Annotated in this window: 25 protein-coding genes; 13 read left to right on the forward strand and 12 right to left on the reverse strand. The window is 60.4% G+C overall.

Translation table 11 applies throughout. The annotated features are described in order from the left end of the window. Window positions 1-47 precede the first annotated feature (47 nt). Window positions 48-1,592, forward strand: coding sequence for a nitric oxide reductase transcriptional regulator NorR (gene norR / locus QZR30_RS20635; protein WP_311904053.1), 1,545 nt, complete (start codon window positions 48-50; stop codon window positions 1,590-1,592). Between the two features lie 47 nt (window positions 1,593-1,639). Here the strand turns inward: norR and QZR30_RS20640 are convergent, their stop codons facing one another. Continuing rightward, window positions 1,640-2,542 carry a DMT family transporter gene (locus QZR30_RS20640; RefSeq protein ID WP_059396517.1) on the reverse strand — a complete coding sequence of 301 codons (903 nt, stop codon included), beginning with the start codon at window positions 2,540-2,542 and terminating at the stop codon, window positions 1,640-1,642. Between the two features lie 136 nt (window positions 2,543-2,678). Here QZR30_RS20640 and QZR30_RS20645 point away from each other — a divergent pair, with 136 nt between their 5' ends. Beyond that, the gene (locus QZR30_RS20645; RefSeq protein ID WP_311904072.1) at window positions 2,679-3,554 is read left to right on the forward strand and encodes an AraC family transcriptional regulator; all 876 of its coding nucleotides are present in this window, start codon (window positions 2,679-2,681) and stop codon (window positions 3,552-3,554) included. Here QZR30_RS20645 and QZR30_RS20650 read toward each other — a convergent pair. The 7 genes from QZR30_RS20650 to QZR30_RS20680 form a co-directional block, all read right to left on the reverse strand. Beyond that, window positions 3,551-6,046, reverse strand: a complete 2,496-nt coding sequence (locus QZR30_RS20650) for a LuxR C-terminal-related transcriptional regulator (protein WP_311904054.1) — start codon at window positions 6,044-6,046, stop codon at window positions 3,551-3,553. The genes QZR30_RS20645 and QZR30_RS20650 overlap by 4 nt on opposite strands. Before the next feature lie 175 nt (window positions 6,047-6,221). Continuing rightward, window positions 6,222-7,580 carry a DUF1329 domain-containing protein gene (locus QZR30_RS20655; RefSeq protein ID WP_057025185.1) on the reverse strand — a complete coding sequence of 453 codons (1,359 nt, stop codon included), beginning with the start codon at window positions 7,578-7,580 and terminating at the stop codon, window positions 6,222-6,224. 27 nt (window positions 7,581-7,607) lie between these two features. Further along, window positions 7,608-9,389 (reverse strand): DUF1302 domain-containing protein, encoded by a 1,782-nt coding sequence (locus QZR30_RS20660; protein ID WP_311904055.1) that lies wholly within the window; start codon window positions 9,387-9,389, stop codon window positions 7,608-7,610. A 480-nt stretch (window positions 9,390-9,869) separates the two neighbouring features. Then, complete coding sequence (locus tag QZR30_RS20665) at window positions 9,870-10,781, reverse strand: SDR family oxidoreductase (RefSeq protein ID WP_046069479.1); 912 nt, start codon at window positions 10,779-10,781, stop codon at window positions 9,870-9,872. A gap of 116 nt (window positions 10,782-10,897) precedes the next feature. After that, window positions 10,898-11,800: an alpha/beta fold hydrolase gene (locus QZR30_RS20670; RefSeq protein WP_311904056.1), complete on the reverse strand. Its 903-nt coding sequence runs from the start codon at window positions 11,798-11,800 to the stop codon at window positions 10,898-10,900. Then, entirely contained in the window at window positions 11,800-12,582 is a 783-nt protein-coding gene (locus QZR30_RS20675) for a class II aldolase/adducin family protein (protein ID WP_056845962.1), read from the reverse strand. The genes QZR30_RS20670 and QZR30_RS20675 overlap by 1 nt, the downstream gene beginning before the upstream one ends. A gap of 191 nt (window positions 12,583-12,773) precedes the next feature. Further along, complete coding sequence (locus QZR30_RS20680) at window positions 12,774-13,229, reverse strand: flavodoxin (RefSeq protein WP_046069482.1); 456 nt, start codon at window positions 13,227-13,229, stop codon at window positions 12,774-12,776. A gap of 128 nt (window positions 13,230-13,357) precedes the next feature. Here QZR30_RS20680 and QZR30_RS20685 point away from each other — a divergent pair, with 128 nt between their 5' ends. Beyond that, entirely contained in the window at window positions 13,358-13,825 is a 468-nt protein-coding gene (locus QZR30_RS20685; protein WP_046069483.1) for a PAS domain S-box protein, read from the forward strand. Between the two features lie 58 nt (window positions 13,826-13,883). Next, complete coding sequence (locus tag QZR30_RS20690; protein ID WP_059396513.1) at window positions 13,884-14,489, forward strand: hypothetical protein; 606 nt, start codon at window positions 13,884-13,886, stop codon at window positions 14,487-14,489. 2 nt (window positions 14,490-14,491) lie between these two features. Here QZR30_RS20690 and QZR30_RS20695 read toward each other — a convergent pair whose 3' ends face one another. Next, window positions 14,492-15,448 (reverse strand): MerR family transcriptional regulator, encoded by a 957-nt coding sequence (locus QZR30_RS20695; RefSeq protein ID WP_311904057.1) that lies wholly within the window; start codon window positions 15,446-15,448, stop codon window positions 14,492-14,494. 212 nt (window positions 15,449-15,660) lie between these two features. On the opposite strand from QZR30_RS20695, the gene QZR30_RS20700 reads away from it, so the two are divergent. Genes QZR30_RS20700 through QZR30_RS20725 form a run of 6 tightly spaced genes read left to right on the forward strand, consistent with a single transcriptional unit; the run spans window position 15,661 to window position 18,595 of the window. Beyond that, window positions 15,661-16,218 carry an antibiotic biosynthesis monooxygenase gene (locus QZR30_RS20700; protein WP_046069486.1) on the forward strand — a complete coding sequence of 186 codons (558 nt, stop codon included), beginning with the start codon at window positions 15,661-15,663 and terminating at the stop codon, window positions 16,216-16,218. 56 nt (window positions 16,219-16,274) lie between these two features. Then, window positions 16,275-16,985: a dihydromonapterin reductase gene (folM, locus tag QZR30_RS20705; protein ID WP_059396511.1), complete on the forward strand. Its 711-nt coding sequence runs from the start codon at window positions 16,275-16,277 to the stop codon at window positions 16,983-16,985. Window positions 16,986-17,005: 20 nt separating this feature from the next. Continuing rightward, the gene (gene folE / locus QZR30_RS20710) at window positions 17,006-17,566 is read left to right on the forward strand and encodes a GTP cyclohydrolase I FolE (protein WP_046069488.1); all 561 of its coding nucleotides are present in this window, start codon (window positions 17,006-17,008) and stop codon (window positions 17,564-17,566) included. Window positions 17,567-17,568: 2 nt separating this feature from the next. Next, window positions 17,569-17,940 carry a dihydroneopterin triphosphate 2'-epimerase gene (gene folX / locus QZR30_RS20715; protein ID WP_005791287.1) on the forward strand — a complete coding sequence of 124 codons (372 nt, stop codon included), beginning with the start codon at window positions 17,569-17,571 and terminating at the stop codon, window positions 17,938-17,940. Window positions 17,941-17,964: 24 nt separating this feature from the next. Then, window positions 17,965-18,261: a DUF1244 domain-containing protein gene (locus QZR30_RS20720; protein ID WP_059396510.1), complete on the forward strand. Its 297-nt coding sequence runs from the start codon at window positions 17,965-17,967 to the stop codon at window positions 18,259-18,261. Then, window positions 18,254-18,595 carry a HopJ type III effector protein gene (locus QZR30_RS20725; protein ID WP_046069489.1) on the forward strand — a complete coding sequence of 114 codons (342 nt, stop codon included), beginning with the start codon at window positions 18,254-18,256 and terminating at the stop codon, window positions 18,593-18,595. The genes QZR30_RS20720 and QZR30_RS20725 overlap by 8 nt, the downstream gene beginning before the upstream one ends. Before the next feature lie 124 nt (window positions 18,596-18,719). Here QZR30_RS20725 and trxB read toward each other — a convergent pair whose 3' ends face one another. Continuing rightward, entirely contained in the window at window positions 18,720-19,682 is a 963-nt protein-coding gene (trxB, locus tag QZR30_RS20730; protein WP_059396508.1) for a thioredoxin-disulfide reductase, read from the reverse strand. A 294-nt stretch (window positions 19,683-19,976) separates the two neighbouring features. On the opposite strand from trxB, the gene cysZ reads away from it, so the two are divergent. From cysZ to QZR30_RS20745, 3 genes are all read left to right on the forward strand, one after another. Beyond that, on the forward strand, window positions 19,977-20,741 hold the full coding sequence (gene cysZ, locus QZR30_RS20735) for a sulfate transporter CysZ (RefSeq protein WP_046069490.1): 765 nt from the start codon (window positions 19,977-19,979) through the stop codon (window positions 20,739-20,741). 54 nt (window positions 20,742-20,795) lie between these two features. Next, on the forward strand, window positions 20,796-21,974 hold the full coding sequence (locus QZR30_RS20740) for a glycosyltransferase family 4 protein (protein WP_046069491.1): 1,179 nt from the start codon (window positions 20,796-20,798) through the stop codon (window positions 21,972-21,974). Between the two features lie 154 nt (window positions 21,975-22,128). Beyond that, window positions 22,129-22,308: a hypothetical protein gene (locus tag QZR30_RS20745; protein WP_080944663.1), complete on the forward strand. Its 180-nt coding sequence runs from the start codon at window positions 22,129-22,131 to the stop codon at window positions 22,306-22,308. Window positions 22,309-22,356: 48 nt separating this feature from the next. Here the strand turns inward: QZR30_RS20745 and QZR30_RS20750 are convergent, their stop codons facing one another. Beyond that, window positions 22,357-23,460, reverse strand: a complete 1,104-nt coding sequence (locus tag QZR30_RS20750; RefSeq protein ID WP_046069492.1) for an NADH:flavin oxidoreductase — start codon at window positions 23,458-23,460, stop codon at window positions 22,357-22,359. Between the two features lie 220 nt (window positions 23,461-23,680). Further along, a complete protein-coding gene (locus QZR30_RS20755; RefSeq protein WP_046069493.1) occupies window positions 23,681-24,163 on the reverse strand; it encodes a glutathione peroxidase in 483 nt (160 codons plus the stop codon). Window positions 24,164-24,195 lie beyond the last annotated feature (32 nt).

The raw sequence follows: 24,195 nt of genomic DNA on the forward strand, positions 1-24,195 counted from the left end.
AAATGACTTCCTACGCTTTATAGTCATAAGGACTACAAGGAGTCATTATGACTGCACAACCGTTGCTCACCACCCTGCTGCCGCTGGTTGCCGATCTGTCTCGGGAATTACCCGAAGGCGAGCGTTACCGACGCCTGCTACAAGCCATGCGCGCCCTGCTGCCCTGTGACGCCGCCGCGTTGCTGCGCCTGGACGGTGAGTGGCTGGTGCCGCTGGCCGTGGATGGTTTGAGCCCCGACACCCTGGGCCGACGCTTCAAGATCAGCGAACACCCACGCTTCGAGATACTGCTGAGCAGCCCCGGCCCTACCCGTTTCGACAGCGACAGCCAATTGCCTGACCCCTATGACGGCCTGGTCGCCGGTTTGCACGGGCACTTGCAGGTTCACGACTGCATGGGTTGCCCGCTGTTTGTCGACGACCGGCCCTGGGGCCTGCTGACCCTGGATGCCCTCGACACCGAACGCTTTGAACGGGTCGAACTGGACGCTTTGCAAGCCTTCGCCAGCCTCGCCGCGGCCACGGTCAATGTGGCGCAGCGCATCGAACGCCTGGCGTTGCGGGCTGAAGACGAGCACCAACGCGCCGAGATCTATCGCCAGGCCAGCGGCCAGCAGCACAAGGAAATGATCGGCCAGAGCAAGACACATAAACGACTGGTTGAGGAAATCAAGCTGGTGGGTGGCAGCGACCTGACCGTGCTGATCACCGGCGAAACCGGGGTCGGCAAGGAGTTGGTGGCTCAGGCGATTCACGCGGCGTCGTCCCGCGCCGATAAACCTCTGATCAGCCTCAACTGCGCCGCCCTGCCCGAAACCCTGGTGGAAAGCGAGCTGTTCGGCCATGTGCGCGGCGCCTTTACCGGGGCGCTGAATGAGCGGCGGGGCAAGTTCGAACTGGCCAATGGCGGCACCCTGTTCCTCGATGAGGTGGGTGAGTTGTCGTTGACCGTACAGGCCAAGCTGCTGCGTGTGCTGCAAAGCGGCCAGTTGCAACGCCTGGGCTCGGACAAGGAGCACCAGGTGGATGTGCGCCTGATCGCCGCGACCAACCGCGACCTCGCCGAAGAGGTGCGCAATGGCCGCTACCGTGCCGACTTCTATCACCGTTTAAGCGTGTACCCGCTGCAAGTGCCCGCACTGCGCGAGCGCGGGCGTGACGTGCTGCTATTGGCAGGTTTCTTCCTCGAACAAAACCGTTCGCGCATGGGCCTGGGCAGCTTGCGCCTGACCGCCGACGCCCAAGCGGCGCTGCTGGCCTATGACTGGCCGGGCAATGTGCGCGAACTGGAACATCTGATCGGCCGCAGCGCGTTGAAAGCCCTGGGTAACTGCCGCGAGCGGCCGAAGATTCTCAGCCTGAGTGCCCAGGACCTGGACTTGCCCGCCGTCACTGCAGCGGTGACTGAAGCACCGGTCGAAGCCGTGCCCATGGCCACTGGCGACCTGCGCCAGGCCACCGAGCACTACCAGCGCCAGGTCATCAGCGCCTGCCTGGAACGTCACCAGCACAACTGGGCCGGCGCCGCCCGGGAACTGGGCCTGGACCGCGCCAACCTTGGGCGCATGGCCAAGCGCCTGGGCCTCAAATAGACCAGGCGACTCAGTAAAGTGTGGGAGGGGGCTTGCTCCCTCCCACATTAGATTTGTTTCGCATGAAAAGTCGGAGCTACCGGCTTGGGTTTACGAAACACCAACACATTCCCCAACATCACCAACACCAGCCCTGCCAAAGCCGGCGCTGTCCACTGGTAGCCCTCGGCAAACGCTGACACATTCAACGCCACCACTGGGAACAACACGGTGCAATACGCGGCTTTCTCCGGGCCCATGCGGCCAACCAGGGTGAGGTAAGCAGTAAAGCCGATGACCGAACCCGGGATCACCAGGTACCACAGGGCGCCGATATACCGTGCACTCCAGTCCATTTCGAAAGGAATACCGCGTACCGCGCAATAGGTGGCCAACATCGCCGCGCCATAGGCCATGCCCCAGGCGTTGGTGGTCAACGGCTTGAGCCCGGCCTTCTGTTGCAGGCTCGAGAGCATATTGCCCGCCGAGAAACACAGTGTCCCCAGCAGCGCCAAGCCCAGACCCAGCAAGGTCTGCGGGCTGGCGGTATGCCCGGCCAATTCCGGCCAGAACAGAAAGCCCAGGCCCAGCAACCCAAGCGCGCCGCCCATCAACACGTTACGTGCAACCCGCTGGCCGAAAAACACCCGGGCATTCAGAGCGTTCCACAAGGTCGCCGTGGAAAACACCACCGCCACCAAGCCGCTGGGTATCCACTGACTGGCAGTCAGAAAGCACATGAAGTTGACGCAGAACAGGCACAGCCCTTGGGCCAGGCAGATCAGGTGCCCGCGCCTGTTCATCACCTGCAACCTGCCGCTGAGCAGCAACAGCCCGAACAGCACCAGCGCAGCCAAGCCGAAGCGATAAACGATCGACACAGGAATGGCGACCACGCCCAGCTGCCATTTGAGCGCGATCCAGGTGGTGCCCCAGATCAGCACGGTCAGTAAATACAGGAAGAGGTTCATAGCGGGCTCCATCGATTGAGCCACAGTGTCGCCCCCGCTCCTTGAAAGGCTCTTGCACATTCTTGCGCTTTTATCGAGCGGTGGGCTCACAGCGCCAGCCGTGGAGCGTAGGATGCAAGGTGTCGGAGAACACACCATGCCAGAGCTGGAATCCCTGCAAGTCTTTCAATCCCTCAACCGTTCGCCCCATGCGCGCCTCGAGGCCTGCGCCGAACTGGGCGATGGCTTGGCTGCAGCCGTGTGGAGCAACCACCATGACGCCCAGGATTACCAGGCGCCCAGCCATCACACCTTGTCGTGCTACATCGGCGGCGGCACCGGCACGTTTCGCCGTGAGCGGCCGGGCACCATGGGCGGCCCCGACAAGCTGTGCATCCTGCCGGCCGAGCATCAGTCGGCCTGGGTGATCAATGGCGAGATTCGCCTGGCCCATGTGTATTTCAGCCCGGAACAATTCGCCCTCGGCTGCATCACCCTGCTCGACCGCGAGCCGCGTGCACTGCAATTGCGTGAGGGTACCTTCCTTGAAGATGCCCGCCAGGCCCGGCGTTTTCACCAATTGGTGGGCCTCAACTGGCATGAGCCCGGTGAGCGCCTGCTGACCAGCAGCCTGGCCCATGAAATGCTCAGCCATACCCTGCTCAGCCAGGTCGGCGTCCGCGACGGCTTGCGCCTCAAAGGCGGGCTGGCGGCGCACCAGCGGCGGCTGTTGGTGGAGTACATCGACCACCACGTCGAAGACCCCATCAGCCTCGGCCAACTGGCCGCGATGTGCGCCTTGTCGGAATACCATTTCGCCCGGATGTTCCGGCAAAGCTTCGGCCTGCCGCCCCATCAATACCTGCTGTCACGGCGCCTGGTGCGGGCGCAGACCTTGCTGCGCAGCAGCGCGTTGCCGATGGGCGAAGTTGCCCTGCTGTGCGGTTTTTCCAGCGCCAGCCATTTCAACCAACGTTTTCGCCAAGCCATGGGCGCCACCCCGAGTGAATACCGCCAGGCTTTCTGCGCCTAGACCATCAAGCCCAGCGTCTTGGCCTTGGCCACCGCCTGGGTGCGTCGCTCCACCCCGAGTTTGCTGTGGATACGCCGTGCGTGGGTCTTGACGGTGTGCAGGGAGATATACAGGCGCTCGGCGATTTCCAGGTTGGAATTACCGAGGGCGATCAACTCCAGCACTTGCAGCTCGCGCTGGCTCAGTGGGTTCTCCACGGCACCGACAGGCGCTGCCTGTGGCTCCAGGCCCAGTTCACTCAATAGCCCGGGGGCGCGCAAACGCAACTCGCGAATGGCCTGCTGCACCTGGCAACGCCCCGCCAGCGCCAACCCGGCCTGCAACGCCCGACGAGCCAAGGCGGGGTCACCGAGCTGCCAGGTCACTTCTCCCAGCACCAGGTGCAGTTCGGTTTCCAGGCAGAGCATGCCGCGCTGCCGGGAGGTGTCGAGCAAGGCATTGAGCCGCGTAATGGGTTGTTCGGCACAGCCCAGCTTGACCTCGGCCAACACCAGCAAATATTCCAGGCGCGGGATCAGCTCCAAGGTAGCCGGTGGCGCCTGCTTGGCGCAGGGCCCACGAAAATGACGCAACACCCGGCGCACCGCTTGCACCGTCAATTCAGCACGTCCCTGCTGCAACCAGAAGTGCCCGCTGACCAACAGCAGCACCGCGCGATACACCGTGTCCGGCACATGGCGCTGCTGCATCAGGCGCTCGGCGTCACGCAGTTGGATAAAGGCTTGGGCGTAGTCGCCACGATTGGCGGCCAACAGCGCCAGGCCGAGAAAGCCATAAAGCACGCGTTTGTCCTGGCTCTGCAGGCACATCGTCAAGCCCGCTTCAAAACACTCGGCCGCCAAGCTGTCTTGGCCCTGCCGCAAGGCCAAGTGCCCGCGACGCAGCACAATACGCCCCACCAACGGCCCAGCCTTGAGACGTTGGCGAGCCAACATCGCCTGCACCGTCTCCAACAGGCTTTGTGCCCGGTAGGGCGCGCCGCGCTGCTCCAGCAATTGAGCATGATCCAACTCCAGCAGGGCCTCCAGCACCAGCGAATCATGGGCACGGGCCAGGCACAGGGCTTCGCGGTTCAAGGCTTGGGCGACATCCAGCTCACCGCGCAACAAGGCTTGCTGGGTCAGGCCCGACAGGCACATCAGGCGCGACGTCCAGGCACTCTCAGGCAAGGCTTGCAACGCTTCGAGGAAATGCTCGCGGGAGCGTCCGGCATCGCCGCTCAAATGCAGCAGCCAGCCCCATTGGGCCTGCCAGCGCGCCAGCAGATAGCGTTGCCCAGCGGCCGTCGGCTGGGGAGCAAACCGAGCCAGTTGGTCGATACACAACGCCGCTTGCTCGAAGCGCCCGGCAAACAGCAAGGCCGCCGTGACCAACCCCACTAATTGCGCAGACCCAAGCATCAACTCATCGCCGTGCTGCTCATGCAGGCGCAACAGGAGCACCGCGTTTTGCTGGCGAAACAAATCTTCGAAACTGAAATGCTGCAATAGGCTTACCGCCAGTTCGTATTCCTCTGCCAGCAGCGCCTGCTCGAAGGCCGCCTGCCAGTCGGTTTCGGCGCAAAACCACTGGCACGCACGTCGGTGCCATGAACGCTTGGTCGGCCAGGGGGCTTCGCGCGTCAATCGCGCCAGCGGGGCAAAAACTTGCAGCCATTCACTGGTGTCTTCCCAAGGTTGGATAAACGCGCCGAGCGCCTGCAACGCGTGCAAATACTGAGCGCCGTCGTCAATGCCGAATAGATGCTCACACAAGCTTTGATTGAAGCGTGGCAGATGGGCCAGCACGCGCCAGGCATCCACCAATGGCGTCGGCAAGGTGTTGAAGAGTTCATGCTGCAGGTAATCGAGCAAGGTTTTGTCGGGATGGCCGTCGCCCAGCAAGGCAATACGTACCCCGGCACACCAACCGGCGCTGAACTGCATAATGCTGTCGACGCTCTGCCCTGGTGCGAGCAGCGTCTGGATCTCCGCAGCGCTGAATGACAACTCACTGCACTCCAGCAATTCATCGTCGAGCAACAGGCGTGGCCAGTTGCACAACGGACGTCGCCGCGCACCCAGCCACCAGGTCAGGTGTGGGCTGCTGGCGGTGAGCAAACGGTCAAGCAAGGCGTCCAGCTCGGGCGCCGGCAGACGACAGAAATCATCGAGAAACAGCCACGTGGGGTTTGGCCAACGGCTGAGGTCGAGCAGCAATGTGGCTTCGTCGATAAACCGCAGACCCAGGTATTGCGCCAGCCGTGCGCAGAAATCCAGAGGGGTGAGCGCCGCACCATTGAGTGGCATCCAGTAGACCTGGCACTCCTTGGGCGCCTGCAATGCACACTCGGCGAGCAGCGCACTCTTGCCACTGCCCCCAGGCGCGCACAGCAACTTCACCCGCGCCGGTGCCGCGAGCAGCGGCCCAGCCAGGCGCGGGCGCAACAGGTGGTGAGCGGACAGCCTTGGCATGAGTCCAGGACGGTCCAGGCAGCGGGTCATGGCGGTCATTGCTGCATCCTGCTTTTTTATTGTTATGCAACCGTAGACCCGTGGTTGGTGGTTGTTGAAGAAGTATTCAGCGGGGTGATTAGTGACCATGCACAAACCCGACATCCCAGTTGGCTGTCAGGCCACCATCGGGGGCAAGCCCCCTCCCACACGTTGATCGCATTTCACAAAGGTACTATCGAACGCCTGCCGACCTCAGTGCGGCCGGGGTGTAGTCCGCCGCCTTGGCCGCGAAGCCGAATACGAAGCTGCTCTTCTCCTCGTTCTTCATGCCCAGCGCGATATAGCGCCCCGCGATGAGGTCGTACAGGGTTTCCACGGTGTAGGCCGGCACCTGGTGGTCGTAGTAGAACTGCGCGTGACCTTCGGCGACGCGCCACAGTTGGCCGCGACCGTCGTAGTGATCCACCAGGGCGACCTGCCAGCTGTCTTCATCGATGTACATATGGCGCTTGGCGTAGATGTGCCGCTCGCTGGGCTTGACGGTGCCGACCACTTCCCATACGCGGTGCAGCTCATAGCGGGTCAGGTCCTGATTGATATGCCCGGCCTTGATGATGTCGTCGTACTTGAGCTTCGGCGAATCGAGTTTGTAGCTGTTGTAGGGGATGTACATTTCCTTCTTGCCCACCAGCTTCCAGTCATAACGGTCGGGGGCGCCGGAAAACATGTCGAAGTTATCGGTGGTGCGCAGGCCGTCGGAGGCCGTGCCCGGACCGTCATAGGACACCTGCGGCGCCCGCCGCACACGACGCTGTCCGGCGTTGTAGATCCAGGCCAGGCGCGGCTCCTTCACCTGGTCGAGGGTTTCGTGCACCAGCAGCACATTGCCGGCCAGCCGCGCCGGGGCGGTGACCGACTGCTTGAAATAACTCAGCACGTTGGCCGCCTTGGCCTGGTCGATATCCGCGATGGCCTGGGGCACCGCGACTTCTTCTTCGAAGCGGATCGGCGTATAGCTGCCGTTGGTCTGCGGCGTGGCCTGGGTGATGATGCGGCGCAGGTTGCCACCGTGATAACGGGTGATGTGGTTCCACAGCACCTCCACACCGTTCTTAGGGATCGGGAACGCGTAATAACGATTGCCGGTGAAGTTTTCCAGGCCGTTGCCGTCATTGATCGCATGCACATTCAGGGCGCTGCGCTTGATCGACTCGTAGATGTCTGCCGGCAGATTGACCGTGCGATGGCTGGGGTAGACCGGAATCTTGTAGGTTTCTGGGTAGCGCTTGAACATCGCCACCTGGCCGTCGGAGAGTTTGTCTTTGTACTTGTCCACGGTGGCGGGCGTGATCACGAACAGCGGTTTTTCATTGGCAAAGGGGTCGGCGAGAAAGCCCTTGCTGTCTACCGCGCCGGCGTTTTTCGGGATGCCGCCGGTCCAGGCCGGGATCGAGCCATCGGCGTTGCCGGCCTTCTCGGCGCCGACCGGGGTCAGGGTGGTGCCGAGCTTGGCGGCTTCTTCGGGCGACACCGCCGCCATTACGTTAGCGGCCAATACACTCAGGGCCATCACTGCAATCATCTTACGCATAGGGTCTTGTCCTTCTTTTAAGCCAGATCAGAAGTTCACGCCGAAGCTGAGGGCGAGGAAATCGCGGTCGGTCAGGGTGTTGTAGTCACCACCAAAGAAGTCGGTGTAGCTCAGGCTGGCGGTGTAGGTGCTGCGATAGTCCGCATCCACGCCGACGCTGATGGCCTTGGCGCCTTTGTTGAACAGGCCGTTGGGGCCGTAGCCAGCCACGTCATGGGACCAGGACAGGTTGGGCTTGAGGTTCACCCCGGCAATCGCGTTGTTGTAGTCCAGGATCGCCCGCGCGCGGTAGCCCCAGGAGGTGGAGGTGACGAAACCGTCAGTGTCGCCCTCGAAACCGTAGGCGCCGTACACCGAGTCGCGGCCATAACGCAGCTTGCTTTTATCTTCCAGGCCCGCGACGTGCACCACCGCCGCTTCGCCAACCAGCGTCAGGCGTTCGGCGCCCAGCACCTGGTCGAAGAACTGGGTCATGGTGCTTTGGATCTGGGTGATTTCCTTGCGGCGGTAGCCTTTGTTGTCCGCACCAAACGCGCTGCGGATCGGCGACGCGGTATTGCCGGCAATCGGGTTGACCAGCGCCAGGGTCAGGTCGGTGGTGTTGAGTTGTACCGGTGCATTCGGCCGATAGCTGATCTCGCCGGTCCACGCCGTGCCAGTAGGCAGGGTGGTGGAAAAACTGGCGCCGAACAGGCGGATATCTTCCGGATAATCCAGGTAGTACTGGCCACGGCCAAGCATGGTGCTCTGGGCCAGGGCCGACCCGAAGCCCGGCGGAGCAGCGGCACCAATGGCGCCGATGGTCGCAAGGTTGGTATTGGCGGTAATCGTGCCCACGGTCGGGGTACGGCTGTGGTAATTCATGAAGTACAGGCCGTATTCAGTGTCATCACCCAGCCAGCGCAAGGCCGCGCCAAACTGGCCGGAGTCTCGTGCATCACGGTCGCCAGCGCGCTGCACCACCACCCCTTCGCGGGTCACCACAAAGCCTTGGCCACGTGCCGCTGCTATGGGTTGCAGAGGGGCAATCGCCGGGTTGCCCACCGTGTAGTTACCGGTGCAGCCGTCCGCCGCCACGTCCCCTCCGAAGAAGGTGCCGCAGTTGTCCAGCACGGTCTGGTCCCATTCCAGTTGGTAGAAACCCTCCACGGTCAGTTGGTTGGTCAGGCTTTGTGACGCAAACAGCATGTTCACCGGGATCAACCCTTCCTTGATCTCGGCCCCTGGGCGGCGAAACGCCGAGACGTCAATGGGGTTGATGCTGTTGATGGAGTTACCGATGAAGGTGCTTTCGCCCCAACTGACCACCTGCTTGCCGGCGCGCACGGTGCCGGGCAGGTCGCCCAGGGAGTAGTTGTGGTAGACGAAGGCATCGAGGATTTGCGCGCCGCTGGATTTGGCGCCTTCTTTGCGGTTGTGATCGCTGATCTGCTTGAACTCGCGATCTTCGTCCTTGAGTTCGAAGTCGTACCAGTATTTGCCGCGCACGAACACGCCGGTGTCGACGTATTTCAGCTCGAGGTCGTGCAGGCCCTTGAAGATCTTGGAAAAGGTCTCGCCCTTCTTGAAGTTGAGGCGCCCGTCATCCCCGGTCGACGCCTGGCCGGTGCCGCCGTTGACGGTACTGACCAGGCTTTTATCGGCATCGCGCATGCCCCAGCTCGCGCCCACCGAGAGCGAAGAGTCGAATTGCCCTTCGATCTCACCAATATTGAACGAAACAGCCTGTGCCTGGGCACAGCAACCCAACGCAACCGCAGTGGCCAGCGCCTGTGGCGTGAAGATGGCGCGCATTATTGTTTTTGTCATGCGTCTTCCCCGGTGAGTGACAGAAGGCCCCACCCTACTGCCGCCCTTGAGGAGCGATAAGCGCACCAAGGCGGTATTCGTGTTGTCACTCGAAAGGATGAATGGCCCAGCAGGACGGGGCTTGCACAGGGCCCATGCATTAGACGGATAAGGGGCTATCAGGAGAATCCATGGCGAGATCAATTATTGTCATTTATGTAACAGTCCTTGTCCTGAACTGCTATTACTCATTTTGTTACAACCGATTATTCTTGCCTGGCTTTCAGGGCAAACAGCCCGCTTCCAAGGTTGGGAGAAAAAGCCTATTTACAACAGATTGATCCTTTATTCAGTCTGTTCCCGGTGTTCACTGACGTTGATTTGTCGCTCCTTGATCCAACGTCTTACTTCGGCCGCTGCTATGCAGCGGCCTTTTTTATGCCCGCAATAAAACGGGGCGTCATCGACGCCCCGTTGGATTCAGTGTTTTTCCAGCAACGATCAGAGGCTGAACTTCTGCAAGTTAGCCATCATCTCCTTCAAGGCTTCAATATTATCCTTGGGGTGCGCGGCCCCTTCAAAATTACAGATCTGCTGCCAGTGCGCGGCCACATCCTGCGGCGAGAAGCCCGCCTCCGGATCAAAGCCCACCCCCAGGCTGCGCTCCCAGCGGGTCTTGCCGATCCAACCGCCACCCACTTCAAACAACCCCGCGGTTTCCTCGCAGGCTTCACTGCCCAGGTACACCACCAACGGGCTGACCAGCTCAGGCTTGAGCCGCTCGAACACTTGCGGCGGGATCAGCCCTTCGGTCATGCGCGTACCACCCGTGGGGGCAATGGCATTGACCAGGATATTGTTCTTGCGCCCTTCCAGCGCCAAGGTACGGGTCAGACCATACAGGCCCAACTTGGCCATGCCGTAGTTGGACTGGCCGAAATTGCCGTAGATGCCCGAGGTGGAGGCGGTGAAGATCACCCGGCCATAACCCTGCTCGCGCAGATGGGGCCAGGCGGCGCGGGTGACTTTGTAGGCGCCTTCGACATGCACCCGGTAGACCAGGTCCCAGTCGCTGTCGTCCATTTTATGGAAGGTCTTGTCGCGCAGGATCCCGGCATTGTTGACTACCACGTCGATACGGCCGAATGCATCCAGGGCATTTTGTACGATCTTGTCGCCGTCGGTGACGGAATCATGGTTGGCTTGAGCAATGCCCCCCGCTGCGCGAATCTCTGCCACCACCCGGTCGGCCGCCGAGGCGTTGGCGCCCTCGCCCTGGGTTGAGCCTCCCAGGTCATTAACCAGCACTTTGGCCCCGTGTTTGGCAAACAGCAGCGCATGGGCCCGGCCCAGGCCACCGCCGGCACCGGTGACGATCACGACCTTATCCTGGAACTGCACTGACTCACTCATACCGAACTCCGCTGGCGACAATGGGAATAGCCAGAGTGTCACGCACAGCGCCTTTGGTCACAATAAAGACGGCCGAGGCTGAATGGTGCTCGATAAGGCAGCAGGATGATGCCTTTTCAGGAATAGACCGCACGCGGCGTCGGCTGGCCGAGACGATCACGGAACGCCTGGTAGTGTTTGAGCACTTGCACCGGCGCCTCGATCTGCGGGTAGTGGCCAATATTGGCCAGCATTACCGTGTCGGCGTGGGGCACCAGTTGGTGATAGCGTTCGACCATATGGGCGCCGGAAATAGGATCAACCTCGCCATTGATCACTCGCAACGCTACATCGCCCTGCTGCATGGCGGCTACCCAGCGCTCGCGCAGGCGGTGGCGCTGGGGAATGTAGGTAATCAGCTTGTGCAGGATGCGTGGGCCATCATTGCAGTTGATCAGGCTCCAGAAATCATCCAGGGCGCTTTCACTGGGGCGTGTGCACGGGCCGAAGATCTGGTTGAAACTGCTGGCCAGCGCACTGCGCCCAGAGGCCCGGCCGATCATCCAGCCCAGGGGGCTGAGCAATAATTTTTGCACCAACGTCGGCCGATGGGTCTCCGGGAACAGCCCGCCGTTGAGGAACACACAGCTGGCCATCTGGAAACGCCCCTCGTAATGCCGGGCGAGTAATTCCTGGGCGATGCTGTCGCCATAGTCATGGGCCAAGACATGCACCGGTTGCTCCACACGCAGGTGATCAAGCAGCGCCTGTTGCAAGTCGGCTTGTTCCAGCAGGCAATAGTCGTGATTCAGGGGCTTGGCCGAGTCGCCAAAGCCGAGCATGTCGCAGGCAATCACTAGATGGCGCTGAGCCAACGGCTGCCACAGATAGTGCCAATCCCAACTGGCAGTGGGGAAGCCATGAATCAGCAGCAACGGCTCGCCCTGCCCGGCCACCCAATAACGCAGGGTATGGCCACGAAAGATGAAGTCCTGGCCGCGTTTGCGCCAGGCTCTGAGTGGTATCTCGGCGAGTGGCATCAGCTTTTATATCCGGGGTCCTGGTGGTCCAGTTTGCGCAGCAACGCCGGCCAGGCCAGCGCACCACCCATACCTTGGGCGCTTTTTGTGACAGCTGCCACCATCGCCTTGGCACCAGCGAGAATCTGCGGCCCGATGGCAATCAGCTCAGGTGCGCCGTTTTGCGCCAGCACCTGGATCTCGCAGGCGCGCTGGAAGGTGAACATCATCAAGAAGGTATCGGCGATGGTGCCGGCGCAGGTCAGCAGGCCGTGGTTGTGCAGCATCAGGAAATTGTGGTCGCCCAGGTCCGCCTGCAGGCGAGCCTTTTCTTCGTGATTGAGCGCCACGCCTTCATAGGCGTGATAGCCAAGGCTCGACAGCACGAACAGCGATTGCTGGCTGATAGGCAACACCCCCTGCTTTTGCGCTGAGACCGCCACGCCCGCAGCGGTGTGGGTATGCAGCACGCACGTCACGTCATGGCGCACTTCGTGGATGGCGCTGTGGATGGTGTAGCCCGCGGGGTTGATCTCGTAGGGGCTTTCCATCTGCTTGTTGCCGGCCTGATCGACCTTGACCAGGCTTGAGGCGGTGATCTCGTGGAACATCAGCCCATAGGGGTTGATCAGGAAGTCCTCGGTACCTGGCACCTTGGCAGAAATGTGTGTGAAGATCAGGTCGTCCCAGCCATGCATCGCCACCAGGCGATAACAGGCCGCCAGATCGACGCGGGTCTGCCATTCGGCAGCACTGACCTGGGCTTTGACATTCTGTGGCGATAAAGCGGGGGCTAGGCTCACGGCAATGACCTCCTTGGCGCACTTCTTATTGTGTCGAAAGTGAGAGCCAGTCTAGTCAGACGCCGAGGCCGAAGGAGTTGCCTTCGCAGCCAGCTTGATGACTGAGCGAGTCAGCCAACAGAATAGTACAAATTTGTGTCAGGCAAACGCCGTCAATGAAGGCAGGTCTTCACTGACGACGTTTACTGCGATCAACTGCGCAGTGCAGTGACCAGCTCGGCCAGCCACGGCTCGGCATCGGTTTCCGGGGTGACGCTTTCGCTGGCGTCCAGGCGCAGCATCGGCAGCACCTCACGTACCCCCAACTCACCGAACAATTCGCGCATCTGCTCCCCGCCACCACAGAAAGTATCGCCATAACTGGCATCGCCCAAGCCAATGACCGCACCGGGCAGGCCGCGCCAGGCCGCGGGCAGTTGATCGCGAATGGTCGAATACAGGGGTTGCAGATTGTCGGGCAACTCGCCCATGCCGGTGGTCGAGGTCACCGCCAGGAAGGCCTCAGGGCCAAACGCCTGCACGTCGGCCAAGGTAGCGCGAGGGTTATGCCAGGCTTCAAAACCGGCGTCTTTGAGGATTTCTTTGGCATGGCGAGCGACTTCTTCAGCCGTGCCATAGACCGAGCCGGAAAGGATGGCGACTTTCATCAATCTGATCCTGTAGTTGAGTGAAAGCCTGGGATATTAGCAGCCCGTGCCAATATTTCAGTGCGCACCGTGCAACATTCAAGACTTGCCATAAACTTGCAGGGTCAAAACAAGCCATGGACCGCTCAATGATTAACGCCAAGCTGCTGCAAATGGTCGTCAATGCTTCCAACGACGGCATCGTCGTTGCCGAACGCGAAGGCAGGGACAAACCGCTGATCTACGTCAACCCGGCCTTCGAGCGGATGACCGGCTACACCCTGGACGAGATCCTGTATCAGGACTGCCGCTTCCTCCAGTCAGGCGACCGTGACCAGCCGGCGCTGATGGCCATCCGTGAAGCCCTCGACAGCGGTGGCATGTGCCGGGAGATCCTGCGCAACTACCGCAAAGACGGCAGCCACTTCTGGAATGAGTTATCGCTTTCGACGGTGTACAACGAGGCCGATAAGCAGACGTACTTCGTCGGCGTGCAAAAAGACGTCACCCTTCAAGTCAAGGCGCAGCAACGCGTTGCCCAGCTGGAAGCCCAATTGGCCGAACTCAAAGCCGAGCTCGCGGCTCTCAAGGCGACGAGCGGAATTAACAAACTGTAAAAGATGCAGCCTTTAGAGCGATAATGGCTCTTTAATGCCTTAGCCTTGAGCCAGATCAATGCAGCGCCACACGCTATTGACGCAGGACGAGCTGGATTTTATCCAGGACATGCAGCACAACCCGCAGCTCAACCTGCGGGATGCGTGGTCGAGCCTGACGGTCAATGGCGGAGCGCAGATTCGCGATTTGCTCACCCGGCTTGCCGCTCACGACCAGGTCACCATCCAGGCGCAGTTCGACAACCAGCAACTGACCTTCCCCCTGCATTTGGTGGAAGATGAATTTCATGCCGTGCATTTGCGCCTGGGTGTGCCGAGCATTTTCGAAGACGGCCCGATGATCCGCCCCTGGCGGCTGGCCCTGGAAGCGCCCGTGGCGCTGGAGAACGTCAAGGGCTACGCCAGCGCATTGTGGGTGCACGAAGTGTCATTCAAGGGTGTGCTGGTAGAGGTGCGTGGCCGGACCAACCCACCCAAGACCTTTTCCCTGTGGTTCAGCCCTTCCGGCTACGAGCGTATCGCGCTGCGCGGTACGTTGGAGCGGGAAACCGCTCGAGGCCTGTTTGCCTATCGCCTGAATCAGAGTGATGCCGGTGAAATCGAGCGCCTGCGCCAGTTCATCCTGCACCAGCACCGCCTGGTCCATCCCCAGGTGCATGCCTGAGATCAGGTATCCAGGCGACCGCTGAGAAACTGCTGCAAGCGACGTGGCATCACACGGCCGTCATTGCCCAGGCAACCAATCGACGAGCCCGCGAGGCTCTGTTCGGCCAGGTCAGAGACATCCCCAGCCAGCAGCAGCGGGCAATCGAGCGTCAATGCAAGGCGATTGAGCCGCGATGGTAGTTCTGCGCCGGGTGCGTGATTGGAAAACATCACCAAGGCTTGCGGCCGGGTTCTCTCACAAATCAGCGTCAATTCATCGAGTGGCTGGCCCACTTCCAGAACCTTGACTGCGAGCTTGTCGCTTGACATCAACAGGCCTGCAACCAGCATTTCCAGCTCACGGCACTCTCCCGCGATGGCCGCCAACAGCACCCTGGGTACCGGCGAGGCACAGGCCATCTGCAGGCAACGCGAGGCGTGCGAGCGCAGGAAGTTGTCGAAGAACAGCCACTCGCTGGCCTGGCCAAAGCGCCCCTGATGACGCAACAGTTGCTGCCATAGCGGCATCAGAATGTCTTGAAACACCACTGTCGTTGAGTAGACGCTGAAGATCTGGCCATACAGGTGGCCCAGCTCATGATCATCAAAGGCGCTGATTGCCAACCTCAGCTGTGCCTGCCACTGGCGCCACTCCAGTTCGGTATCGCTGCGTGACGCCGTGGCGGGCTCGCCAGGCAGTGGGTCGCGCGCCAGGATCTTGCCCACCTTGCTCACCGCTACGCCACGCTCGATCCAGTCGAGAATGCGATGAACCGTATCGATATCGGTGCTTGAATACAGCCGGTGCCCACTTTCGGTGCGCACGGGCTGGATCAAGCCATAGCGACGCTCCCAGGCACGCAGTGTCACCGGGTTAACACCGGTAACCCTTGCCACTTCACGAATCGGAAACAGCACCTCGGCGTCAGCGTGTCGGTCGGGTGTCGTTTCTCGAACAGGAGCAATGATTTCGGACATCAGCAGTCAAAAAATCCGTTTGGGCTTGGATCTTATTTAACGCCCATTAAAGCCAATTATTCAAGATCTACGGCAAACCATCCGAAGTTTCTGGCGTATTTCGGCAAAACCGGAATAATCCTTGCCTGTTTTTTACGTCGCTGCATCACCCCGCAGCTTCGTTCGTGCGCCGCTTATCCGGCCCAGCGCACCCGATCACTTGGAGATACACAATGTCTACTTCACCCGTCACCTTGATGGTTGCGCGGCGCGTGGCCAAAGGTCGCTACGAAGAACTGATGGCCTGGCTGCGCGAAGGCGAGCAATTGGCCACTGACTTCCCGGGTTACCTGGGCTCTGGCGTGCTAGCCCCTCCACCCCACGACGATGAATTCCAGATTATCTTTCGCTTCGCCGACGAAAAAACCCTGCACGCCTGGGAGTTTTCCGCCTCGCGCAGCGCGTGGCTGAGCCGCGGCAGCGAACTGTTTGCCGACCCATCCGAGCACCGTGTAAGCGGTATTGATGGCTGGTTCGGCGCCGTGGGTGCTCGCCCTCCACGCTGGAAACAGGCAGTGGCGATCTGGCTGGCGTTTTTCCCGGTGTCATTGCTGTTCAACTTCGGTCTGGGGCCGCTGCTCAACGAGTTGGACTTGTTCAGCCGGGTACTGGTCAGCACGGCTGCGCTGACACCGTTGATGGTTTACCTCTTTATCCCGCTGTCGACCCATCTGCTGGCGAACTGGCTACAGCCCTCGCCTTCACGCAAAGTCACCGAAGCCGCCGCTTGAGTACAGGGGGCCGGGGCGCTGGTATAGTTTCAGCCTGCCCGCGACTTGAGCCTCCCATGACTGCAACCAACGCCCCGATCCTGATCACCGGTGCCGGCCAACGGGTCGGCCTGCATTGCGCCGAGCGCCTGCTGGACGAGGGCCAATCGGTGATTTTCAGCTACCGCAGCGAACGCCCCGGCGTGCAGGCACTGCGCGATCGGGGTGCCATCGGTGTGTTCGCCGACTTCTCCAGCGAAGCCGGGACGCTTGCCTTTATTGCCGAACTGCACACCCATACCCAAAGCCTGCGCGCGATCATCCACAACGCGTCGGCCTGGGTCGCGGAAACCCCAGGCGACGAAAGCCGCGCCTTTATCGACATGTTCAGCGTGCACATGCTTGCGCCATACCTGATCAACCTGCATTGTTCACCCTTGCTGCAACGCTCGACACCTGCCGACATCGTGCATATCAGCGATGATGTGGTGCGCAAGGGCAGTCGCCAGCACATTGCCTACTGCGCCACCAAGGCCGGGCTCGACAGCCTCACGTTGTCGTTTGCCGCGCAGTTCGCGCCGTTGATCAAGGTCAATGGCATCGCTGCGGCGATGGTGATGTTCAATGAGGGCGATGACGCGGCCTATCGCGCCAAGGTCCTGAACAAGTCGGCCTTGGGCATCGAGCCCGGGCCCGAGGTGATCTACCAGAGCGTGCGCTACCTGCTGGACAACCCCTATGTCACCGGTACCACCCTGACCGTCAACGGCGGGCGGCATATCAAGTAAGCCGTTTGTGAGGATGTTGCATGACTTTATCCCTGCCCCACCACTATCGCGAAATCCTCAAGGGCTTGGGCGAGGACCCGCAGCGCGAGGGCCTGCTCGACACGCCCAAGCGTGCCGCCAAGGCCATGCAGTACCTGTGTCATGGCTACGAGCAGAACCTGGACGAAATCGTCAACGGCGCGCTGTTCGCCTCCGATAATGACGAAATGGTGATCCTCAAGGACATCGAGCTGTACTCGCTGTGCGAGCATCACCTGCTGCCCTTTATCGGCAAGGCCCATGTGGCCTATATTCCGACCGGCAAGGTACTGGGCCTGTCGAAACTGGCGCGCATCGTGGACATGTTCGCCCGGCGCCTGCAGATCCAGGAAAACCTCACGCGCCAGATCGCCGACGCCATCCAGGACGTGACCCAGGCCGCCGGCGTGGCTGTGGTGATCGAAGCCAAACACATGTGCATGATGATGCGCGGCGTGGAAAAACAGAATTCAACCATGAACACCTCGGTGATGCTCGGCGCCTTCCGCGATTCGAACACCACGCGCATGGAGTTCCTGCAACTGATTGGACGGAGCAAGTAGCAATGCCACAACTTCAACCAGGCATGGCGCGTATCCGGGTCAAGGACCTGCGGCTGCGCACCTTTATCGGCATCAACGAGGACGAAATCCTCAATAAGCAGGATGTGCTGATCAACCTGACCATCCTGTATGCCGCCCAGGAAGCCGTGCGCGACAACGATATCGACCACGCCCTGAACTATCGCACCATCACCAAGGCGATCATCGCCCATGTCGAAGGCAACCGTTTCGCCCTGCTGGAGCGCCTGACCCAGGAATTGCTGGACCTGGTGATGAGCAACGAGTCGGTGCTGTACGCCGAGGTCGAAGTGGACAAGCCCCATGCGCTGCGTTTTGCCGAATCGGTTTCGATTACCCTGGCGGCCAGCCGCTAACCCCCTGAATCTGCAGTGAGCCCTATGAACGACCAACAACGCCTCGAACTCGAAGCCGCCGCCTTCCGCCGGCTGGTGGCCCACCTGGACAGCCGCAAGGATGTGCAGAACATAGACCTGATGAACCTCGCCGGCTTCTGTCGCAACTGCCTGTCCAAGTGGTACAAGGCAGAGGCCGACGAGCGCCAGATCGAGGTCAGCCTCGATGAAGCCCGTGAAGTGGTGTACGGCATGCCGTATGCCGAGTGGAAAGCCCAATACCAGCAAGAAGCCAACGCCGACCAGCAAACAGCGTTTGCCAAAGGAAAACCCCATGACTGATTTGAATACCCTGCGTGCCAGTCTCGACAGCGGCGAACACGTCTTTGCCGATACCCTAGCCTTTGTCGCGCAAGGCTACGACTACCAGCCACAGGCGTTCACCAATGGCGATGTGGAAAACGCTGCTGGGCAGAACGAAGGCTCGTGCAAGACCTTGGGCCTGGCACTGCTGGAAGGCTTGAGCGACCAGGAAGCCTTGCTGGCGTTTGGCGAGCATTACCGCTCGGTGATGGCCACGCCGGACGGCAGTGACCATGGCAATATCCGGGCTTTGATTGCCCATGGTTTGGCTGGGGTAAAATTTGCCGCGCAGCCACTGGCCCGCAAATCCTGAGTCAAATACATATCCAAATGTGGGAGGGGGCTTGCTCCCGATAGCGGTGTATCAGCTAACTAATACTTGGCTGAAAACCCGCTATCGGGAGCAAGCCCCCTCCCACATTTTTTTGCAGCGTTGTTTAGAACGAAGCGTCCTTCAAACCGTCGAGGTAACGCTCGGCATCCAGGGCCGCCATGCAACCGGCGCCAGCCGAGGTAATGGCCTGGCGATAGACGTGGTCAGCCACGTCGCCGGCAGCGAAGATCCCTTCGATGTTGGTCGCGGTAGCATTGCCTTCACGACCGCCCTGCACCACCAGATAGCCGTCTTTGGCTTCCAGCACGCCTTCGAACAGCGAGGTGTTCGGGGTGTGGCCGATAGCGATGAACACGCCGTCGACTTTCAGCTCGTCGAAGCTGCCATCGTTGTTTTTCAGGCGAGCACCGGTCACGCCCATGTTGTCACCCAGGACTTCATCCAGGGTGGCGTTGAGCTTGAGGATGATCTTGCCTTCAGAGACACGGGCGTGCAGCTTGTCGATCAGGATTTTTTCGGCGCGGAAGGTCTCGCGGCGGTGGACCAGGGTCACGGTGCTGGCGATGTTAGCCAAGTACAGTGCCTCTTCCACGGCGGTATTACCACCGCCAACCACGGCAACCGGCTTGTTGCGGTAGAAGAAACCGTCGCAGGTGGCGCAGGCAGAAACGCCCTTGCCCATGAAGGCTTCTTCCGAGGGCAGGCCCAGGTAACGTGCGCTGGCACCGGTGGCGATGATCAGTGCGTCACAGGTGTACACGCCGCTGTCGCCGGTCAGGCTGTAAGGCTTTTTCGAGAAATCGACTTTGTTGATATGGTCGAAGACGATCTCGGTCTCAAAACGCTCGGCGTGCTCTTTCATACGCTCCATGAGCACCGGCCCCGTCAGGCCGTGGACGTCGCCCGGCCAGTTGTCGACTTCCGTGGTGGTGGTCAACTGGCCGCCCGCCTGCATGCCGGTGATCAGCAGCGGCTTGAGATTGGCCCGGGCAGCGTAGACGGCAGCGCTGTAACCGGCAGGGCCGGATCCGAGAATAATCACTCGGGAATGACGGGTATCAGACATGACTCACTCCTATCGACCGCTCGAACCACAGAGCGGCTGGAATAAAAAAGGACCGCGAAGCACTTGGGGAAGGCTTTGACTCGCCAGGTCCTGAAAAATAATGGGTGCAGGGTATCGAGGGGGGCAAGATTAAGGAAATACGCATTAACAATCCAGCTCATAGCGACTCTCTATGTGCTTGATTGAGTTAATCGACACTTTTGTTACCGTGGATGTCGCCTCCGTGCCTGCGCTTTCACATCCTGTGCAAAGCCGGTAAGGTCGGCGCGTTCGTCATCCTGCTCGGAGTTGTCCATGCCTGCCCCTGTTCTTTCTGGCCCGCAATACCTGCGTGAAGGCCTCAAACTGGTGTTGAGCCCCGGCCTGCGCCTGTTTGTATTATTGCCGCTGGGGATCAACCTGGTGCTGTTCGTCGGGTTGATCTATTTTGCCGGCCATCAGTTCAGCCTGTGGGTCGATAGCTTGATACCGACGCTGCCCGGTTGGCTAGGTTTTTTAAATTACCTGTTGTGGCCGTTGTTTGTGGTGCTGGTGGTGCTGATGGTGTTTTTTACCTTCACCATGCTTGCCAATATCATCGCGGCGCCATTCAACGGCTTCCTCGCCGAGAAAGTCGAGGTGGTGGTACGAGGCACCGATGACTTCCCGCCTTTCAGCTGGGGTGAGCTGATCGCCATGGTTCCACGTACCCTGGCCCGGGAAATGCGCAAGCTGGGGTACTTCCTGCCACGGGCTATCGGCCTCTTTATCCTGTCGTTCATTCCGGTGGTCAACCTGATCGCGGCGCCGCTATGGTTGCTGTTTGGCGTGTGGATGATGGCGATCCAATACATCGACTACCCGGCCGACAACCACAAGCTGGGCTGGAACGAAATGCTCGCCTGGCTGCGCCAGAAGCGCTGGCAGAGCATGAGCTTCGGCGGCATCGTCTACCTGGTGCTGCTGGTGCCGGTGGTCAATCTGCTGATGATGCCGGCTGCGGTCGCCGGGGCGACGTTGTTCTGGGTGCGCGAGCAAGGCGCCGAGGCGATGACGCAGCAAACAGTGGCCAAGTCATAAATCCATCATCGCGCTGACACAATGACGACATGGCCCACGGCGACACTGTGGGTCATGACGACAGCCTCGCTTCACATAACCCTGATCACCGAAACCTTCCCGCCGGAAATCAACGGGGTGGCTAATACCCTTGGCCGTCTGTGCGAGGGTTTGCGCTTGCGTGGCCATCAGGTCGAACTGGTACGCCCTCGCCAGGGTGCCGACCAGAGCCGGTCGAGTGACGACCAATTGCTGCTGTGTCGCGGCTGGCCATTGCCGGGCTACCCAGGACTGCAATGGGGCCAATCGTCGATGCACAAATTGCTCAGGCGCTGGAGCCGCCAACGTCCGGACGTGCTGTATATCGCCACGGAAGGGCCGCTGGGCTTATCGGCCCTGCGAGCAGCGCGTCGGCTGGGTATCAGCGTCGTCAGCGGTTTTCACACCAACTTCCAGCAGTACTCGAACCAGTATGGCTTGAGCCTGCTCAGTCGCATGGTCACCCATTACCTGCGCTGGTTTCATAACCGTTCGAGCCTGACGCTGGTACCGAGCGCCAGCCAACGGCTGGAACTGGAACGTCGACATTTCGAGCGCCTGGAGATGTTGTCACGGGGCGTCGACAGCCAATTGTTCCATCCGGCCAAACGCGACAATGCGTTGCGCGAAACCTGGGCGTTGAACAATGAGCAAATCGCGGTGCTGCATGTAGGAAGGCTTGCGCAGGAAAAGAATTTGGGCCTGCTGAAACGCTGCTTCGAGACGCTGCAGGACCGTTACCCAATGCGCCAGATGAAACTGATCATCGTCGGTGATGGGCCGCAACGGGCGATGCTGGAAAAGGAACTGCCCGAAGCGATTTTCTGCGGCGCCTTGCGCGGCGAAGAACTGGCGCGGCATTACGCGTCCGGCGATGTGTTCTTGTTCCCCAGCCTGACCGAAACCTTCGGCAACGTGGTACTGGAAGCCATGGCCTCGGGACTGGGCGTGGTGGCCTACGACCAGGCAGCCGCTACCCAGCACATTCGTCACGGCTACAACGGCGTGCTGGCGATGCCAGGGGATGAAGATGCGTTCTGCGATGCCGCCAACTGGCTGCTGGAGGATACGGAGAGTTTACGACGCATGCGCCTGAATGCTCGCCAACATGCCAGCCGCCAAGGCTGGGCAGCGATTATCGAGCAATTCGAGCATCACTTGCGTGGTGTGTGCGGGGAGCGTTTCGCCCTTCCAACACAACCTTACGTACGCTGAGCAACCTGCCATTTACGTGCAAACCGCGATGAGCCTGCTGCAGGCAACTCAAGTTTTGCCTGGTATTTAAAAGGGGAACCCTTGCGCCGCGAAACGCCAACCATTGATACCTGCCGGTCAAGCAGGCCCTTTTAAATAATGGAGATATTTAACAATGCCAATTTATGGAATGGGTGTACGCAATGGCGTCAATATGCCAACCGCGGAATGGACACGCCAGCAACAATGGCTGGATCAATCTCGTGCAGAGCCGCCAACCTATGGTCAGCCCGGGCATAAAGATGCGCTCAAGGCTGATCACCACAAAGAGCTGAATAAGCGTCCAGAGTATTAATCACTAGAGCCGCAAAACTCCCTGTGGTCGACACAGGGAGTCCAGCCCTTATACCAACGTCGTCAACGCCTCACGACTGAAGGGCAAGATGTCGCCCTCGCGCCCTTCGCGCACCTTCACGGCCCAATCCGGGTCGACCAGCAGCGCACGGCCCACCGCCACCAAGTCAAACTCATCATTGTTCAGGCGCTGCAGCAGGTTTTCCAGGCTGGCCGGCTGCGCGACCTTGTCGGTGTTGACCATAAACTGCAGGAACTCGCCATCCAGGCCAACGCTGCCTACGGTGATCGTCGGCTTACCGGTGAGCTGGCGCGTCCAACCGGCCAGGTTGAGTTCGGAGCCTTCGAATTCGGGCTCCCAGAAACGGCGGGTGGAGCAGTGGAAAATATCCACGCCGGCGTCAGACAACGGCTTGAGAAACTCACCCAATGCTTGCGGGGTCTGTACCAGGCGCGCCGTGTAGTCTTGCTGCTTCCATTGGGAGAAACGCAGGATGATCGGAAAATCCGGGCCCACTGCGGCGCGGGTCGCCTGGATCAGCTCGATGGCAAAGCGCGAACGGTTGATCAGGCTGCCACCGTATTCGTCGGTGCGCTGGTTGCTGCCCTCCCAGAAGAACTGGTCCACCAGGTAACCGTGGGCGCCGTGGATTTCCACACCGTCCATGCCGATGGCCTGGGCGTCCTTGGCGGCTTGGGCGAAGGCATTGACCACGTCCTTGATGTCCTGGGCCGTCATGCCATGCACGACCACCTTGCCGTCCTTGAGTTTTTCCATCGGGCCGTAGGCCGGCACACTGGCGTCAGGTTCGGTGCCGATGCGACGCACGCTGCCTACATGCCACAGCTGTGGGACGATCTTGCCGCCTTCGGCATGCACGGCATCCACCACTTTCTTCCAGCCAGCCAGCGCCGCCTCACCATAGAAGTGCGGGACGTTGGGATAGCCGTTGGATGCCGGGTGGCCGACCACCGTGCCTTCGGTGATGATCAGCCCCACACCGGCAGCGGCGCGACGGCGGTAGTACTCGATGACTTTGGAATTGGGTACGCCCCCCGGGGAGAACGAACGGGTCATCGGGGCCATGACCACGCGGGTAGACAGCTGCAATGCACCGAGCTGGAACGGTTTGAACAAGGCTTGGACAGGCATGGCAGCACTCCACCGCAAAAAAATTTATGATGCGGATAATATGGGCAGTGCAGCGTGCCGAATAGCACTATTGATCTGGGTGATTAAAGGGATAAAAGTAGCCGAATACTTGTAGGAGCGAGCTTGCTCGCGAAGAACCCAAGCACACGCGTTAAGTCAGGATAAACGCGTTGCCGTTGGCGATCTTCGCGAGCAAGCTCGCTCCTACAGTGGGTGTGTTTCAGCTCAGGGCTTTTTCGATGGCCTGCACGATTGTCGGGTCGTCCGCAGCGGTACGCGGCGAGAAGCGCGCCAATACCCGGCCGTCTTTACCCAACAGGAACTTCTCGAAGTTCCAAGTGATATCCCCCGGAAACTCTGCACCCTCGCCCGCCAATAGACGGTACAACTGGTGACGGTCAGGACCGTTCACCTCGAGCTTGCTGCCCAGAGGAAAGGTCACGCCGTAGTTCAGGCTGCAGAACTCGCGGATCTCTTCCTCGGAGCCCGGCTCCTGGCCTGCAAACTGGTTGCACGGCAAACCAAGCACCGAAAACCCCTGGTCTTTGTATTGCTGGTAGAGGTTTTCCAACGCCGCGTATTGCGGGGTCAAACCACATTTAGACGCCACATTGACCACCAGCACAACCTGGCCCTTAAAGGGCGCCAGCGGTAGCTCTTGTCCGTCCAAGGCTTTGAGTTTCAGATCGTGGAAAGCACTCATGACGAACTCCAGATATCCCATGTTCTTTGCAT

The sequence above is a fragment of the Pseudomonas sp. rhizo25 genome, assembly GCF_031931935.1.
Classification (GTDB): domain Bacteria; phylum Pseudomonadota; class Gammaproteobacteria; order Pseudomonadales; family Pseudomonadaceae; genus Aquipseudomonas; species Aquipseudomonas synxantha.